14 protein-coding genes are annotated in these 15,640 nt (G+C 63.3%); 4 read left to right on the top strand and 10 right to left on the bottom strand.

Going from position 1 to position 15,640, the window contains the following annotated elements; genetic code table 11:
• Positions 1-84 precede the first annotated feature (84 nt).
• A complete protein-coding gene (locus E4O92_RS05105) occupies positions 85-3,090 on the bottom strand; it encodes a TonB-dependent receptor (protein WP_167759695.1) in 3,006 nt (1,001 codons plus the stop codon).
• Positions 3,091-3,485: 395 nt separating this feature from the next.
• Between E4O92_RS05105 and E4O92_RS05100 the strand changes: the two genes are divergently transcribed.
• Both E4O92_RS05100 and E4O92_RS05095 read left to right on the top strand, forming a co-directional pair.
• Complete coding sequence (locus E4O92_RS05100) at positions 3,486-4,304, top strand: NAD-dependent epimerase/dehydratase family protein (RefSeq protein ID WP_135188668.1); 819 nt, start codon at positions 3,486-3,488, stop codon at positions 4,302-4,304.
• A 51-nt stretch (positions 4,305-4,355) separates the two neighbouring features.
• Entirely contained in the window at positions 4,356-5,552 is a 1,197-nt protein-coding gene (locus E4O92_RS05095) for a glycoside hydrolase family 88 protein (protein ID WP_206076814.1), read from the top strand.
• 91 nt (positions 5,553-5,643) lie between these two features.
• Here E4O92_RS05095 and E4O92_RS05090 read toward each other — a convergent pair whose 3' ends face one another.
• Positions 5,644-6,072, bottom strand: coding sequence for a hypothetical protein (locus E4O92_RS05090; protein ID WP_135188667.1), 429 nt, complete (start codon positions 6,070-6,072; stop codon positions 5,644-5,646).
• Between the two features lie 155 nt (positions 6,073-6,227).
• Here E4O92_RS05090 and E4O92_RS05085 point away from each other — a divergent pair, with 155 nt between their 5' ends.
• A complete protein-coding gene (locus tag E4O92_RS05085) occupies positions 6,228-7,556 on the top strand; it encodes a hypothetical protein (RefSeq protein ID WP_135188666.1) in 1,329 nt (442 codons plus the stop codon).
• A 48-nt stretch (positions 7,557-7,604) separates the two neighbouring features.
• Complete coding sequence (locus tag E4O92_RS05080) at positions 7,605-8,171, top strand: YggT family protein (protein WP_135188665.1); 567 nt, start codon at positions 7,605-7,607, stop codon at positions 8,169-8,171.
• 70 nt (positions 8,172-8,241) lie between these two features.
• Here the strand turns inward: E4O92_RS05080 and E4O92_RS05075 are convergent, their stop codons facing one another.
• The 8 genes from E4O92_RS05075 to E4O92_RS05040 all read right to left on the bottom strand — a co-directional run bounded on the left by E4O92_RS05075 (position 8,242) and on the right by E4O92_RS05040 (position 15,420).
• Positions 8,242-9,180 carry a carbohydrate kinase family protein gene (locus tag E4O92_RS05075; protein ID WP_135188664.1) on the bottom strand — a complete coding sequence of 313 codons (939 nt, stop codon included), beginning with the start codon at positions 9,178-9,180 and terminating at the stop codon, positions 8,242-8,244.
• A gap of 9 nt (positions 9,181-9,189) precedes the next feature.
• Positions 9,190-10,656 (bottom strand): DUF3426 domain-containing protein, encoded by a 1,467-nt coding sequence (locus E4O92_RS05070; protein WP_135188663.1) that lies wholly within the window; start codon positions 10,654-10,656, stop codon positions 9,190-9,192.
• A gap of 4 nt (positions 10,657-10,660) precedes the next feature.
• Complete coding sequence (gene prmA, locus E4O92_RS05065; protein WP_135188662.1) at positions 10,661-11,617, bottom strand: 50S ribosomal protein L11 methyltransferase; 957 nt, start codon at positions 11,615-11,617, stop codon at positions 10,661-10,663.
• Positions 11,614-13,014 carry an acetyl-CoA carboxylase biotin carboxylase subunit gene (gene accC / locus E4O92_RS05060; protein ID WP_135188661.1) on the bottom strand — a complete coding sequence of 467 codons (1,401 nt, stop codon included), beginning with the start codon at positions 13,012-13,014 and terminating at the stop codon, positions 11,614-11,616. Before accC ends, prmA begins: the two co-directional genes overlap by 4 nt.
• Positions 13,015-13,108: 94 nt before the next feature.
• Positions 13,109-13,579, bottom strand: a complete 471-nt coding sequence (gene accB / locus E4O92_RS05055; protein WP_135188660.1) for an acetyl-CoA carboxylase biotin carboxyl carrier protein — start codon at positions 13,577-13,579, stop codon at positions 13,109-13,111.
• 97 nt (positions 13,580-13,676) lie between these two features.
• Positions 13,677-14,108 carry a type II 3-dehydroquinate dehydratase gene (aroQ, locus tag E4O92_RS05050; protein WP_135188659.1) on the bottom strand — a complete coding sequence of 144 codons (432 nt, stop codon included), beginning with the start codon at positions 14,106-14,108 and terminating at the stop codon, positions 13,677-13,679.
• A 131-nt stretch (positions 14,109-14,239) separates the two neighbouring features.
• Complete coding sequence (locus E4O92_RS05045; RefSeq protein WP_135188658.1) at positions 14,240-14,791, bottom strand: TlpA family protein disulfide reductase; 552 nt, start codon at positions 14,789-14,791, stop codon at positions 14,240-14,242.
• Positions 14,788-15,420, bottom strand: coding sequence for a hypothetical protein (locus E4O92_RS05040; protein WP_135188657.1), 633 nt, complete (start codon positions 15,418-15,420; stop codon positions 14,788-14,790). The genes E4O92_RS05045 and E4O92_RS05040 overlap by 4 nt, the downstream gene beginning before the upstream one ends.
• Positions 15,421-15,640 lie beyond the last annotated feature (220 nt).

The following is a 15,640-nucleotide window of genomic DNA, read 5'->3' as shown; positions in this document are numbered from 1 at the left end:
TCTAAAAACCGCTTTGTCCGTCACGAGTGCCAAAGGCAGGACGGCGTTGCGCGAAAGGGGGCTTTCACGCGCCCCCGGCCACCATCAGAACCTTTTGCTCATCTTGACCTGGAAGGTGCGGCCGTCCACGTCCAGGCGGCGCGGCTTCATCGGGTCGTTCTCGTACTCCTCGCGCACTGCATTGGTCATATTGAACGCGTTGAACGAGATCTTGTAGCCGCCTTCAAACGAGTAGCTGGCCGAGAAATCGAGCTGCCCGCGTCCTTTCACGGTACGGGCCGCGCCGTTGAAGGTGCCGCCGGCGGCCAGGTCGTAGTCGCTGCGGTAGTTATAGACGGTGCGCACGCCCCACTTCTTGGTCTCGTAGTACGCGATCAGGTTGTAGTTGTTCTTCGAGACGCCGGGCAGGGTCGCCTGCGTGCCATCGTCGTTCTTGCCGTCGATGGTGGTGTAGGCATAGTTGAACGCGCCGCCCAGGTTATTGAAGGGCGCCGGCAGGAAGTCCAGGTTTTGCTGGACGTTGAATTCCACGCCCTTGACGCTGATCGCCTGCTGGTTGGCCACGCCGCTGATATTCACCTTGGCCGCCTGCATCAACGGAGCGGCTTGGGTGCCCACGTTCACCATGATGTCGCTGTAGCACTGGTTGCCGACGATGTGCAAGTTGCCCAGGCCGAGCCAGTTGGCGTCCGCCGGGCACAGCTTGTTCGGGTCGCGCACGGCGCCGACGATGCCTTCCACGTTCTTGCGGAAGAGTGTCAGTGCAACCAGGCCACTTGGCCGGTTGTACCACTCCAGCGCCAGGTCGAACGAATGCGCGGTGTACGGCTTGAGGTCGGCGCTGCCGAGCAGCACGCTGTAGGTCGGCGTGGTGCTGCCTTCCGCCGGCTCGGTCACCACGGTGGCAGGCGTGATCTCGCGCGGTTGCGGACGCACGAAGGTGTTGTAGGCGGCCGCACGCACCGTCAGTTGCTTGTTCAGGTCGACACGGGTGACGATCGAAGGCAGGAAGTTGTGGTACGACTGATGGAATTCGCGCGGGGTGCGGGTGGTCACCACCTTGGTGCCGCCCGGGATCTTGACGGTCTGATTGGAGGTGTCGACGGATTCCACGGTTTCGTCGGTATGCTCGAAGCGGCCGCCCATGTTGCCGCGCACTGTCAGGCCGAACAGGCTGGTCCTGAAGATGCCCGCCACGTAGGCCGACGCGATCTTGTTCTTGACCGAGAAGTTATATGACGAGAAGCCCGGGTCGGCATCGTTGTTGACCAGGCCGTACGGGGTCAGCGTCTGGCCAGGCAGCAGCGTCACCGGAGTGACCGCCTTCAGGACCGCCGGGATGTCGACTGCGATCCAGTTCGGGCTGTAGCCGGGGATGTAGCCGTTGGCAAAGGTCGGGACGTAGGGATTGGCGATGGCCAGATCCGAGGTGATGGCGTCAAACTTGATGCCCTGGGCCGTGTTGCGGGTGCCGGTCGATACGAACTCGTTGTTTTCCGCGCGCGCGCCCATCTTGACCGACTTGAAGAAGCCGTCCGCGAAGGTGCGCTCGGCCGACACCTGGCCTACGGTGACGCTGGTCTGTGCGCGCCCGTTGGTGCCGGTGACGCCGAAGCGGTCGTTGTTGTTATTGCGCGCCTGGGTGACCGAGGTGCCGACGCGCTGGTCGTACGGACCGGGGTTGATATGGCTGGCGTTTGGCGTGACCAGCTTCAGCACCGAGTCGGCCAGGTTGGAACCGCCCGAATAGTAGCTTCCCGAGGTGCCGTTGGTGGCCGAGCCGGTGCGCGCGGTCTGGACGATGTCGATCGAGAGCTGGTCCTGGCGGTTCTCGGCGCGCGAGCCGTGCAGGTCCGCGGCCAGGGTCCAGTCCTCGAGATCCCATTCGGCGCGCGCGGTCAGGCCGCCGGTTTTCTGCAGCAGCGGAGCCGAGCGGAGCGAATCGGTGATCGAGGCGTTGGTGTAGTCGAAGGAGTTGATGTAGGCGTTTTTCTGGACCTTGCCATTGGCATCGGTCTCCTCGATGAAATACGGCTGGCCCAGGTTCGACAGTTTCGAGCTGCCGGTCGGGTCGACGTATTGCAGGTACTGATTCGACGCGTCCAGCTTGCGCTGGCTGGCATAGCCGGTCAGGCTCAACTGGGTCTGCCGGTTCGGGCGCCAGCCGATGCCGCCGGATGCGCTATGCGTGCCGCCCTCGTTGGCCTTGACGGTCTGGCGGATCTGGCCCGGGAACTGGATCCCGGTCGGATAAGTCGATTTGGGATAGAGGGCATCGAACTGGGCCGAGGTGAGCCCGAGGTTGCCCGCCGTCAGCGTGTCGTAATCCTGGATCTGGGTCGAATCGCGGCGGAACTTCTCCTTCTTGTACGCGTACACCCCGAACACCGCCAGGTCGCGGCTGAAGTGCTTGTTGAACGAGATCGAACCGTTTGGCGTGGTGAGCTTGCCCAGTTCGTCGTACTCGACGCCCAATTCGGCAGCGCCGCCGTCCTTGCGCGAGAGGGCGGGCTGGAACTTCAGGTCGATGTTGCCGGAGAGGCCGCCGGGCTGTTCCGCTGCCGTCGGGCTTTTGATGACGGTGACCGCGCTGAAGATGTCGGAGTTGAAGGCGCCCAGCGGCGTCGAGCCATTGAGCACCGGCTGCGCGAACGACATGCCGTTGATGGTGGTCAGCGCGAAGGTGCCGGGCAGGCCGCGCAGGTTGATGGTCGCGTCGCGATTGCCAGCTTCGCGGTTGATCTGCACGCCCGGAATGCGCTGGATCGCCTCGCCCACGTTCAGGTCGGGGAAGCGTCCCAGGCCGTCGGAGGAGATGCTGTCCGTGATTTCCAGCGTGTCGCGCTTCATGTTGACGGCGTCGGCGTAGGACTGGCGGATGCCGGTCACGATCACCGACGGCGTCGTGGCGACCGCCACCGGCGCGTCGGCGTCAGCCTGTGCCGGCGCGCTGCCGGACGCTGCCGCGTCCTGGGCCGCGGTGGACTGCGCCTGGGCCGCGCCGGCGAGGCCGAACATGGCCAGGGCGATGGCTGCGCTCAAGGGGCGAAGGGGGATATGCCGGGCACTGCGGCGTGGGAACTGTTGCATTTGGTCTCCGTCAATTGTTGGTCGCCGCTGCGCGGCTTCTTGCCGACTACCTGGCATGCGGGTACGCTGCAGGTAAATCGTTTAACTTATTGTATGGAGCCTTTTTTAATTGGTAAAGCGATATGGAAAGCGGTGTTGCTATTTTGCACTAACTGCCGACACCCTGCGTTCTGTATCCGGCCGACAGCATGGCATGCTGGGGCATCGCGTCTGGTAAAGACGAGAGTGAAGGATGAACTTTGCCGCCAGACCGGGCGATTTTCTGGGTTGACCTGCGGCATTTTTAAAAGCTACCATGCTTCTGAGTTAAACGTTTATTCAGAGTGCGCACCCCGGTTCTGCCGCCGTGCGGGACCGCCGCGCACACATTCACCTGCTACTTTCATCGAAGCGATATGACCCAACCTTCTGTTCAAAAGAAATTCGGCCGCCTGCTGCTGACCGGCGCTGGCGGCGGCCTTGGCAAAGTGCTGCGCGAGCGCGCCAAACCGTGGACCGACATCCTGCGCCTGTCCGACTTGCGCGACGTGGGTCCCGCCGGGGACGGGGAAGAAGTCATGTGCTGCGACCTGGCCGACAACGCGTCGATGCTCGAACTGCTGCAGGGCGTGGACGCGGTGCTTCACTTCGGCGGCATCTCGGTCGAAGACAAGTTCGTGCCGATCATGCAGGCGAACATCCTTGGCTTGCACAACCTGTATGAGGCTGCGCACAAGGCGGGCGTGAAGCGCGTGGTCTACGCCAGCTCGAACCATGCCACTGGCTTTTACCGCACCACCGACGTGATCGACGCCGACGCGCCGCTGCGCCCCGACGGCTTTTACGGCCTGAGCAAATGCTTCGGCGAGGCGCTGTCGCGCTACTATTACGACCGCTTCGGCATCGAAACGGTGTGCGTGCGCATCGGCTCGTCGTTCCCCGAGCCGAAGAACGCGCGCATGATGACCACCTGGCTCAGCTACGACGACCTGACCGAACTGGTGCGCTGCGCGCTGTTCGCGCCGCGCGTCGGGCACACTATCGTATTCGGCACGTCCGACAACGACGCCAGCTGGTGGGACAACCGCAAGGCCGCCCACCTCGGCTTCAGGCCGAAGGACAGCTCGCGCCAGTTCAAGCACCTGTTCCCGGATACCGCTGAGCGCCCGGACGACGGCGACCCGGCCACTTATTACATGGGCGGCCCGTTCGTCACCGCCGGCCCGATGTACTGAACGTGGCGGCCCCGGTGGCCGCCGATGAACTTCCGACCTGAGAGAGTCCCCATGAAGAACATGAAGCACCTCGTTTGCGCCCTGGCTTTGATGCTTGGCGCCGCCCAGCTGCAGGCCGCGCAGCCGATGGCCGATGTCATCCGAACCGATTTCGACATCGCCACCCGCCAGTACAGCGATTTGCTGGATGCGATCAAGGACAAGCCGGGCTTTCCCCGTACGCTCGATCAGGGCCAGGTCAAATTGGTCGGCGTGCGCGACTGGACCAGCGGCTTCTTCCCGGGGACGCTGTGGTATCTGCTGGAAGCGACCGGCGACCAGAAGTGGCGCGCCGCGGCCGTGCGCTACACGAAGGAAGTCGAGCGTGCCAAGTTCGACAAGTCCAACCATGACGTAGGCTTCATGCTCAACAGCAGCTTCGGCAACGGGCTGCGGCTGGGTGCCGACGCCAGCTACCGCGATGTGCTGCTGGCCGGCGCCACCACGCTGGTGACCCGGTTCAACCCGAAGGTCGGCAGCATCCAGTCGTGGAACGTGCGCGCCGACCGCGACTGGACCTACCCGGTCATCATCGACAACATGATGAACCTCGAGCTGCTGATGTGGGCGGCGCGCGCCTCCGGCGACCCGTACTACCGCGAGGTCGCCATCGCCCATGCCGACACCTCCCTGCGCAACCATTTCCGTCCGGACGGGTCGAGCTTCCACGTGGTCGACTACGATCCGGCGGACGGCAAGGTGCGCTCGAAGGTGACGCACCAGGGCTATGCGGACGGCTCGGCCTGGGCGCGCGGCCAGGCCTGGGGCCTGTACGGCTACACGATGATGTACCGCGAGGCGAAGAAGCCCGAGTACCTGCAGCACGCGCAGAAAATCGCCGGCTTCATCATGCAGCACCCGCGCATGCCGGCCGATAAAGTGCCGTACTGGGACTTCGATGCTCCGGACATCCCGAATGCGCCGCGCGACTCGTCGGCCGCGGCGATCATGGCAAGCGCGCTGCTCGAGCTGAGCGACTACGTCGAGCCCGCGCTGGGCAAGCGCTACGTCGAATTCGCCGAACAGCAGCTGCGCAGCCTGTCCTCGCCGCAGTACCTGGCGCATCCGGGCGAGAACGGCGGCTTTCTGCTCAAGCACGCGACCGGACACAAACCGGCCAACAGCGAGATCGACGTGCCGCTTAACTACGGCGATTACTACTTCCTCGAAGCCCTGCTGCGCTACAAGGCGAAACTGGCAAAGGGATGATCGACCTGAAGAAGGAGCGTTTCTTCTTCGAGATGAACGGGGACTGACGCCGACCACATCAACATCGCAGCAAACATCAAGCCTCGCAGGCTTAAACCTGCGGGGCTTTTTGTTTTCCGATGCGCACGCAAGCCGTCTCGCAAAACAACGCATCGAACGATGAATTCGACAAAAACAGGGCGGTTTCGTCCTCGAATGCGCAACGTCTGCGTGAAAATAACGTGCGCCAGTTGCGCGTTGACAAGGTTTTCGTGTACTTTACGTGATTGAATTTGTCAAAGTGTGAACGTTGCGTTTTTTCGAACGTTTTCACCGCGGCAAATCGATCGAAAAAATGGGACGCTGATTCAATCAGTATGCACGAAAGCCTCGCGAAAAAAACAAGCCGCACTGCCTGACCAGGCTCAGGCACGGCGGCTTTTTCTTTTCGCTTTGGCGGCCGGGCCGCGATTGAGCTGCGCACTTGTACCAACCGATCCGTCGTTTGGCGTTCTCGACGACGATGGCTGAAGTGCTGCAATCGTGAGGAGTTGCAGCAGTTCAGCTGGTGCCGAATTCATTAGCGCAAATAATTGAAAGCGTTTGTGCCGATGAATAATTCGCCTGACCCCGGAGGGTTGGACGGGTTTAAACCTTGAAGCGTATTTTTCTCATCGCAGATGAAGGAGAACAAAAATGGCAACAGCCGCTAAGAAACCAGCAGCAAAACCTGCTGCAAAACCGGCCGCGAAGGCAGCCGCAGCAGTTAAACCGACCGCCAAGAAAGCGGTAGCCGCCAAACCGGCAGCCAAGGCCGCCACGCCGGCAGCGAAGGCCGCCGCCAAATCGGCAGTGAAGGCAGCCGCCAAGCCGGCAGCGAAGAAGGCAACCGCAACCAAGGCCGCAGCAACCAAAGTTGCCGCCAAGCCGGCAGCCAAGAAGGCAGCAGCCAAGCCGGTAGCAAAAGCAGCAGCTACCAAGGCAGCGGCCAAACCGGCAGCGAAGAAAGCGGTAGTAACCAAGGCAGCAGCCAAGCCGGCAGCAAAGAAAGCAGTAGTCGCCAAGGCAGCAGCCAAGCCGGCAGCGAAGAAAGCCGCAGCAACCAAGGCAGCCGCCAAGCCGGCAGCCAAGAAAGCAGTGACCAAGGCAGCCGCCAAGCCGGCAGCCAAGAAAGCCGCAGCTACCAAGGCCGTCGCAAAACCGGCAGCCAAAAAAGCAGCAACCAAGGCAGCCGCCAAGCCGGCAGCTAAAAAGGCAGTAACCAAGGCAGCCGCCAAGCCGGCAGCTAAAAAGGCAGCAGCCACCAAGGCAGCCGCCAAGCCCGCAGCTAAAAAGGCAGCAGCCAAGCCGGCAGCTAAAAAAGCAGCAGCCAAGCCGGCAGCTAAGAAGGCAGTAACCAAGGCAGCCGCCAAGCCGGCAGCCAAAAAAGCAGCCGCAACCAAAGTAGCCGCAAAACCGGCAGCCAAGAAAGCAGCCGCACCGGCAGCGAAGAAGGCAGCCGCCAAGCCCGCCGCAAAGGCAGCCGCTACCAAACCGGCAGCCAAGAAAGCAGCAGCTCCGGCCAAGGCCGCAGCCAAACCGGCAGCTAAAAAAGCAGCAGCTCCGGCCAAGGCCGCAGCTAAGCCGGCAGCCAAGAAAGTAGCTGCTCCGGCCAAGGCTGCAGCCAAACCGGCAGCCAAGGCAGCGCCGAAAGCCGCCGCCAAACCGGCAGTGAAGAAAGCCGCCGCCAAGCCGGCTGCTGCAAAACCGGAAGCCAAGCCTGAAGCTGCCAAGCCGGCAGCAGCAGCTGCACCGGCCGCCAAGCCGGCAGTGAAGAAGGCCGCCGCGAAAAAGCCGGCAGCTCCGAAGGCTGCCGAGGCAGCCAAGCCGGAAGCCGCAGCCAAGCCTGAAGCCAAACCGGAAGCGGCAGCCAAGCCTGAAGCAGCTCCCGCCCAGGCACAGGCTCCGGCAGCTCCGGCTCCGCAGGCCAAGACGGTGATTTCGCCGGCAGCCGCCTGGCCGTTTCCGACCAGCAGCCGCCCGTAAGTAATGTAGTTAGTTGTGCCTGAATAAGGCAAAATACCGCTGTGTGATATGGTCACACAGCGGTTTTTTTTTAGAGGAGACGTCGTGTTCGGAATTCTTCAGTTAATCGTCAATACCGTCGCCGGTGTGCTGGGCGGGGTGCTGCTGCTGCGCTTTTGGATGCAGGCGATTCGGGTGCGTCCGCCGATGTCCGTGGGGCAGTTCACGTACACCTTGAGCGATTGGCTGGTCAAGCCGATCCGGCGCATCATTCCGGGAGTGGGTGGATTCGACTGGGCCAGCCTGATCGGCGCCTTCCTCGTCGTCCTGATCGCGAACTCGATCATGTATTTTGGCGGCGCGTCCGCCGAGCTAATCGTCGTGGGCGCCGTGTTCCGGTTGCTGAACTGGATCATTTACGGCTTCATTGCCCTGCTGATCATCGAGGCGGTGTTCAGCTGGATCAATCCGCATGCGCCGCTGGCGCCGTTCGTCCATGCGCTCAACGATCCGCTGTTGCGGCCGATTCGCCGCGTGATCCCGCCGATCGGCGGCATCGACTTGTCGGTGCTGGTCGCGCTCATCCTGCTGCAGATCTTGCAGCATATCCTGGCCAGGGCCGCTGCGTTTATTTGAGCAGGCCGGGTATTCTTATCTGATTCGAGCACATGGGCGGGAAGACCGCCCATGTCCCATGGCCGCCTGATCAGTAGCGGTAGCCAAACGCGGCTTCAAACTTGTCCGCGATTTCAGCCGGCGTGAACGAGTGGTTTTGCCCGCCCTGGTGCGCGATCTTGATCGAGCCCAGCAGGCTCGCGATGCGGCCCGTGGTCGGCCAGTCGAAACCATTCGTGATCCCGTACAGCAAGCCGGCGCGGTACGCGTCGCCACAGCCGGTCGGGTCGACCACCGCTGCAGCGGGCACCACAGGGATGTCGTAACGCTGGCCGCCGGCGTGGATTTCCGAACCCTTGTCGCCGCGCGTGACGATCAGCGCTTCCAGCCGTTGCGCGATGTCGCCAGGCGTCAGGCCGGTGCGGTCCAGGATCATTTCGAATTCATAGTCGTTCGCGGCCAGGTAGGCCGCCTGCTCGATAAACTTGATCAGTTCATCGCCGCTGAACATCGGCAGTTGCTGGCCAGGGTCGAACATGAGCGGCACGCCCAGTTCGGCACAGTCGCGCGCGTGCTTGAGCATGCCGTCGCGGCCATCCGGCGCGACGATCGCGACTGCCAGCTTGCCCTGGTCCGCCACATTGTTTTCGTGCGCGAACTGCATGGCGCCCGGGTGGAAGGCGTTGATCTGGTTGTTGTCCTGGTCGGCGGTGACGAAGCACTGCGCGGTGTAGGCATGGTCGATCTTTTTAATCGCGCGGGTTTCGATGCCGAGCTTGTGAAAACGATCGAGGTACTCGCCACCGTCCTGTCCGATGGTCGCCATGATCAGCGGATCACCGCCGAGCATCTTGAGGTTGTAGGCGATGTTGGCCGAGCAGCCGCCGAATTCGGTGCGCAGCGTCGGTACCAGGAACGAAACGTTCACCCTGTGCAGTTGGTCGGCCAGCAGGGTATCGGCGAAGCGGCCGTGGTACTGCATGATCTTGTCGAACGCAAGCGATCCGCAGATCAAGGCGGTTTTGGTCATGGTGAAGCCTTATGGGTAAAAAATCGCGATTCGGTAGCCGGACGGCTTGAGCTGGTCCAGCTGGAAGGAGAGTTTGACCGGCTGCTCGCCACGCGCCGCAAAGCCGGCGGCGGGCGCAAAGCCCTGCGGCAGGTATTGGGCTGGTGCGAACACGCGCCGCAGCAGCGGCTTGTCGTTGGTGTCGGTCAGGGTCAGTTCGATGTGCGGCCAGGCCTGCACCAGGCTGCCCTGGTTATGCAGCAGGGTGGTGAGCGAATAGGCGTTGTTACCAAGGTTGACCAGCTCGCCCTGTTCGATCGACAGGTTGTCGATCTGGGTGGGCAGTTCGACACGGCAGCCCAGCGCGTGGCAGATGGCGGCCAGCGCCGGTTTCGCGTCCGGGTAGCGGGCGGCCAGCACGTTGCGGTAGGTGGTCATTGCCTGGACCGCGAGCACCAGCAGCAGGATCACCGAGCCTGCCGCCATCACGATGCGCCGGATCTTGCCCGACTTTTCCTGCTGGCGGCTGCGCCTGACGAATTCGGGTTCGTCGCTCTCCGGCACCCGCAGTCTTGGCTGGGCGATCTTGGTCGGCGTGAGCTTGGAGCGGCGGCCGGGTTTGGAATCGGCGACCCTGGGCCGTGCAGGACGCACGTAGGCGATCGGCGGTTCGGACGGGGCCGATTCGCGCAGCGGCAGCGGGCCGGATTGCGCCTGCGGCGCAGCGTGCCGGGACGGCGCGTCCAGTTCGTGGTCATCATCGGGCAGGGGCACGGCGACGAGTTCTTCGTCGACCGGCAGGCCGAGCGTGGGCTCGATGCGGCCGCTTTCCGCGACCGCGGGAGTCGCCAGGGCCGGCGCAGGCTGCGCGCGAGGCGGGTCGGCCGGTTCGGACTCGGGCACGGCGCCCTGTTCCAGGGCTGGCGCGGCGTGCGGCTCCGGCACAGGGGTTGGCTCGGCTTGCGGTGCCGCTTCGGCGTCAGCCTCTTCCTCAATGGCCGGTTCAGCGTCAAGCTGCGCCTCGGTCTTTTCCTCCTCGTCCGGTTCGGTGTCGGGCAGGATGCCGAGCGGGTCGAGCGTGTGGTCGAGGTGCAGGGTGTAGATGGTATGGCCGTCGGCGCCCGGCTCGTTGGCTGGCGCGGGGGCTTGCGGCTGCTCGTCGTCAGGCGATGGCTGCTGCGCCTCCTCGGGTTTAGCCTCAGGAGGATCCTCGTGGCTGGTTTCCGCCTGCGCGGGAACGCGCCGCCACACGGAGGCGGCGACTGATTCGCTGTTATCGGAAGAAGCCGGCCGCGCCGGTTCGGCCGGCACGGGCGCCGTGATAGTGGCCGCAGGCGGTTTCCCGGCTGCGAGCGCATCGAGGTCGATCAGGGTGGCGTTGCCGTCGAAGATTTCGTGGCAGGCGCCGCAGCGCACGATGCCCCCGCGTAGCTTGAGCTGGTCCGCGGCGACGCGGAACCGCTTGCCACAGTGGGGGCACCGGGTGGCGAGCGCCATGGCGCTACTGCCCGCTTACGGCGCGCGGCGGCGGTGCTGTCTCGCTGCCGAACTGCCCGTGAAGAGCGACCCAGCCGTCCTGCTCGGCCCAGACGCCCAGCTTGATGAAAGGTGCGTAGGCGGCGGCCACTTCTTCGGCCTGGCGCGCCAGCACGCCCGAGAGAATCAGGAATCCACCGTCGGCCACGCGCGACGAGAGCATCGGCGCCATCAGCTTGAGCGGGTTCGACAGAATGTTCGCGACCACGATGTCGAATCGGCTTGCGCCCTGCTGCGCGTTCGGCGACGCGGCAAAATCGTCCGGCAGGAAGTAGTCGATCTCGCAGCCGTTGCGCTGCGCGTTGGCGTGCGCCGACTCGATCGCCTGCGGGTCGATGTCCACACCGGTCACGCTGCCCGCGCCCAGCTTCTTGGCCACCATGGCCAGGATGCCGGAGCCGCAGCCGTAGTCGAGCACGGTCTTGCCCGGCGCCGGATGCGCTTCCAGCCACTCCATGCACAGGCGGGTGGTCGGGTGGCTGCCGGTGCCAAATGCCAGGCCAGGATCGAGCTCGAGAATCAGCGCGTTCGGGTCCGGCGCCTCGTGCCAGCTCGGTACCACCCAGATGTTCTTGCCGATGTGGATAGGCTCGAACTGCGACTGGGTCAGGCGCACCCAGTCGGCGTCGCCAACGGGGCGCGTGGTGAACGCGGGCGGGGCGGGCAGCTTGGCGATGGCCGATGCTTCGGCTACGATCGCCGCCTGGTCGGCGTCGACGTCGGTCAGCGCGACCACGCGGCTGTGGTCCCACGCGGCCTCGGTCGGGGTCATGCCCGGCTCGCCGAACAGCGGTTTTTCCGCCGCCGTGCCTTCGTCCGCATCCTCCACCGAGACCGACAGCGCGCCCGCCTCCATCAGGGCGTCGGACAGGTTCTCCGCGTGCTCGCGCGCGATCTCGATGACGACTTCAGTCCAGCTCATGCCTCGACCTTGGTTTCCGACTTGGTGCCTATCGCGCCTTCCTTCGGCAGGTCCGGCTTGTGGGCCAGCTTCTGCTCCAGGTAGTGGATGTTGGTGCCGCCTTCGATGAAGCGCGCGTCCACCATCAGTTCGCGATGCAGCGGGATATTCGTCATGATACCTTCAACGACCATTTCCGAAAGAGCAATTTGCATGCGGCGGATTGCCTGCTCGCGGGTGGCGCCGTAGGCGATCACCTTGCCGATCATCGAATCGTAGTGCGGCGGCACATAGTAGCCGGCGTACGAATGCGAATCGACCCGGATGCCGGGGCCACCTGGCGGGTGCCAGCTGGTGATGCGGCCCGGCGACGGGGTGAACTTGAACGGATCTTCGGCGTTGATGCGGCATTCGACCGCGTGGCCCGAGAGCATGATGTCGCGCTGGCGGAAGCGCATCTTTTCGCCGCAGGCGATGCGGATCTGCTCCTGCACGATGTCGATGCCGGTGATGATTTCGGTGACCGGGTGTTCCACCTGCACGCGGGTGTTCATTTCGATGAAGTAGAACTCGCCGTTCTCATACAGGAACTCGAAGGTGCCGGCGCCGCGGTAGCCGATCTTGCGGCAGGCTTCGGCGCAGCGGTCGCCGATCTTTTCGATCAGCTTGCGCGGGATGCCGGGCGCGGGCGCTTCCTCGATCACCTTCTGGTGGCGGCGCTGCATCGAGCAGTCGCGCTCGCCCAGCCAGACGGCGTTCTTGTGTTCGTCAGCCAGGATCTGGATCTCGATGTGGCGAGGATTCTCCAGATACTTCTCCATGTAGACTTCCGGGTTGCCGAACGCGGTGCCGGCCTCGGCCTTGGTCATCGCCACTGCGTTGAGCAGGGCGGCCTCGGTGTGCACCACGCGCATGCCGCGTCCGCCGCCGCCGCCGGCGGCCTTGATGATCACCGGGTAGCCCACGCGGCGCGCGGTCTGGATGATTTCCTTCGGGTCGTCCGGCAGCGCGCCGTCCGAACCGGGCACGCAGGGCACGCCGGCCTTGATCATCGCCTGCTTGGCCGACACCTTGTCGCCCATCATCCGGATCGAATCCGGACGCGGGCCGATGAAGACGAAGCCGGATTTCTCGACGCGCTCGGCGAAGTCGGCGTTTTCTGCCAGGAAGCCGTAGCCCGGGTGGATCGCTTCGGCGTCCGTCACTTCGGCCGCGCTGATAATCGCGGGCATGTTCAGGTAGCTCTGCGTCGAGGGTGCCGGGCCGATGCAAACGGACTCGTCGGCCAGTTTCACGTACTTGGCGTCCTTGTCCGCCTCGGAGTGAACGACCACCGTCTTGATGCCCAATTCGCGGCACGCACGCTGGATGCGCAACGCGATTTCACCACGATTGGCGATGAGGATTTTTTCAAACATGGTTAAGTTCGGTGTTTCTGTGAATGCCGGCGCGCGCGGCGCCGGGAACGACATGAATCTGGTGGGAGGCCGGCAAATCCGGTCTGGCAGAACTTTAGCCGATCACGAACAGCGGCTGGCCGAATTCGACCGGTTGGCCGTTCTCGACGAGGATCTGCTTGATCGTGCCGGACACGTCGGCATCAATCTCGTTGAGCAGCTTCATCGCTTCGATGATGCACAGGGTATCGCCTTCCTTCACGGTGGCGCCGACTTCGACAAACGCCGGAGCGCCCGGGGACGATGCGCGGTAGAAGGTGCCGACCATCGGCGACTTGACCACATGGCCGCTCGGCTCGGCGGGGGCGGCCGGTGCTGCGGCAGGCGCCGGTGCGGCGACCGGGGCCGGCATGGCCGGCGCGGCGTACTGCTGCACGCCTGGCGGCTGCATCATCACCACCTGGTTTTGCGGGATTGCAGAGGACTTGACGATGCGAACCTTGCTTTCGCCTTCGGTCACTTCCAGTTCCGCGATGTCCGATTCGGCGACGAGGTCGATCAGAGTCTTGAGTTTTCGAAGATCCATGTGAAACCCCTTGGAATTATTTATGTTTTAAAGTATGCGGCGCGCCAGGTGGTAGCTGCTGACCGCACATAATGCGTGAAGTTGACGTAGATTAACGCTATTTAAGCGCGAAGTCGATGGCAAACCGATATCCGTCTGCGCCCAGTCCACAGATCGTTCCGCGCGCAATTGCTGACAAAAACGAGTGATGTCGAAACTCCTCGCGCTGGTAGATGTTTGAGATATGCACTTCGATAAACGGAATGGCCACCCCGGCCAGCGCGTCGCGCAGCGCCACGCTGGTATGGGTCAGGCCGCCCGGATTGATGACGATCGCGTCGACTCCCTCCAGACGGGCGGCATGGACGCGGTCGATCAGCGCGCCTTCATGGTTGCTTTGAAAGCAATCCAGCGTCGCGCCAGCGGCCGCGGCCTGGGCGTGTGCCGCGCTCTCAATGTCGGCCAACGTGGTGGCGCCGTACACGGCAGGCTCGCGGGTCCCCAGCAGATTCAGGTTGGGGCCGTTGAGCAGCAGGAGCTTTTTTGCCATGAATGAAGAGTCCGTTTCGCTCGAAAGTCAGGCATTTTGCCGCCAAGCCGGGGTATTGGCAAGCGATAAAATTGCCAGTTTATGAAGGCGACTTCGCGGCAAATCGGAAAAGAACGACCGTTCGCCCCATTTTAGAGCGCCGCCAGATCGCGCTTCAGTTCGTCGAATTTCAGGCGGCCAAGGTAGGTCTTGCGCACCTGCCCGTCGGCGCCGATCAGCACCGTGTAGGGCAGGCCGCCGGCCGCATTGCCGAACTGGCGCGCGAGCTCGGTGCCGCTCAATCCGGCCACGTACAGCGGGTACGAAATCTTGTATTTGGCGGCAAAATCGGCAATGTTCGACGGCGAGTCGATGCCGATGCCGATCACATTGACGGACTTGCTGCCGGCGGCGAGCGCCGACAGTTCCGGCATCTCCTGCACGCACGGCGCGCACCACGGTGCCCAGAAATTGACCAGCAGCGGCTTGCCTTTCCATTGCGACAAGGCCTGCGGCTTGCCGCCCACGTCATTCATCGTCTGCCCGAACAGGTCGGTCACGACCGTGTGCGGGCGGCCATCGGTGGCGGCGATTGCGGTGGTGATCGGGCCGCCCGCCTCGTGGCGGTTCAGGCCGGCAATGGCGCCCATCACGCCGAAGGCGATGGCAACGATGGCGAAACCGGTCAGCTGTTTTTTAGTCATTGGTCTTGTTCCAGAATAGGGTCCGTGCTCATCAACGCGCGCAGGCCGTCGGCGTTCACACGCTGCAGGCGGCCATCGGCGCGCGGCTTGAGTGCCCCGCGCAAGTCATTCAATTCGTATAACTCGGCGTGCACGGCCTCGTTATGCCACAGGAAGCTGACCGTTTCAACCGGATCGTGACGCGCACCCTTGAAATGGGGCGTTTCGGAGATATCGATGTCGATGTTCTTATTTAGCAGGAAGATCTGGACTTCCTTGGCGCTGTCGGCAAACAGTTGCAGGTGGATGTCGTCATGCTCGCCTGCCGTGCCGCTGAGCACCGCACCGGTCAGGTAGGGGCGGAAGTCGTCCAACATGTCCATGACCTCCAACGCCGTGGTGCGCAGCGCGCGCAGGCGCGCGGCCTGGCCCGGTCCCTGGAACAGCGCCTGGTATTTGCGCACTTCGTCTTCGATCTGGATATTATCGGGTAATAAATTGGACGACGGCTGGTCCATGCCGAGCACCTGGCGCGCCGCCTTGCGCCGCGCGGTGCCATAGTCGGCGCCGTCCTGGGCAATCATGCGCGCAGCCACAGCGGCGATCTGCGCGCGCAGCTGGAGCAGCTCGCTATTCTGGTTGGGCATCATATCCTAGATCATACTCTCGAAAGGAAATTTGCATCGCGCCCGGTAGAACCGCGCAGCCTTCAGCGGTACATGAACGATTGCCCCTGCGCCTACTCAGCATTGATTTTCCTCAAGGCAACCGGCCTCATCCCTAGCTAGATTTGTTTGATAAGTAAGTTGTTCCTATCAACAAGAAAGGGATGCCATGATAGAAAGATTTCCACATCACTGTCGGGGCGAA

The organism is Massilia horti (assembly GCF_004614195.1).
GTDB lineage: Bacteria > Pseudomonadota > Gammaproteobacteria > Burkholderiales > Burkholderiaceae_D > Telluria > Telluria horti.
The sequence above is the reverse complement of the archived record's forward strand: the minus strand, read 5'-3'. Positions and strand labels throughout refer to the sequence as shown.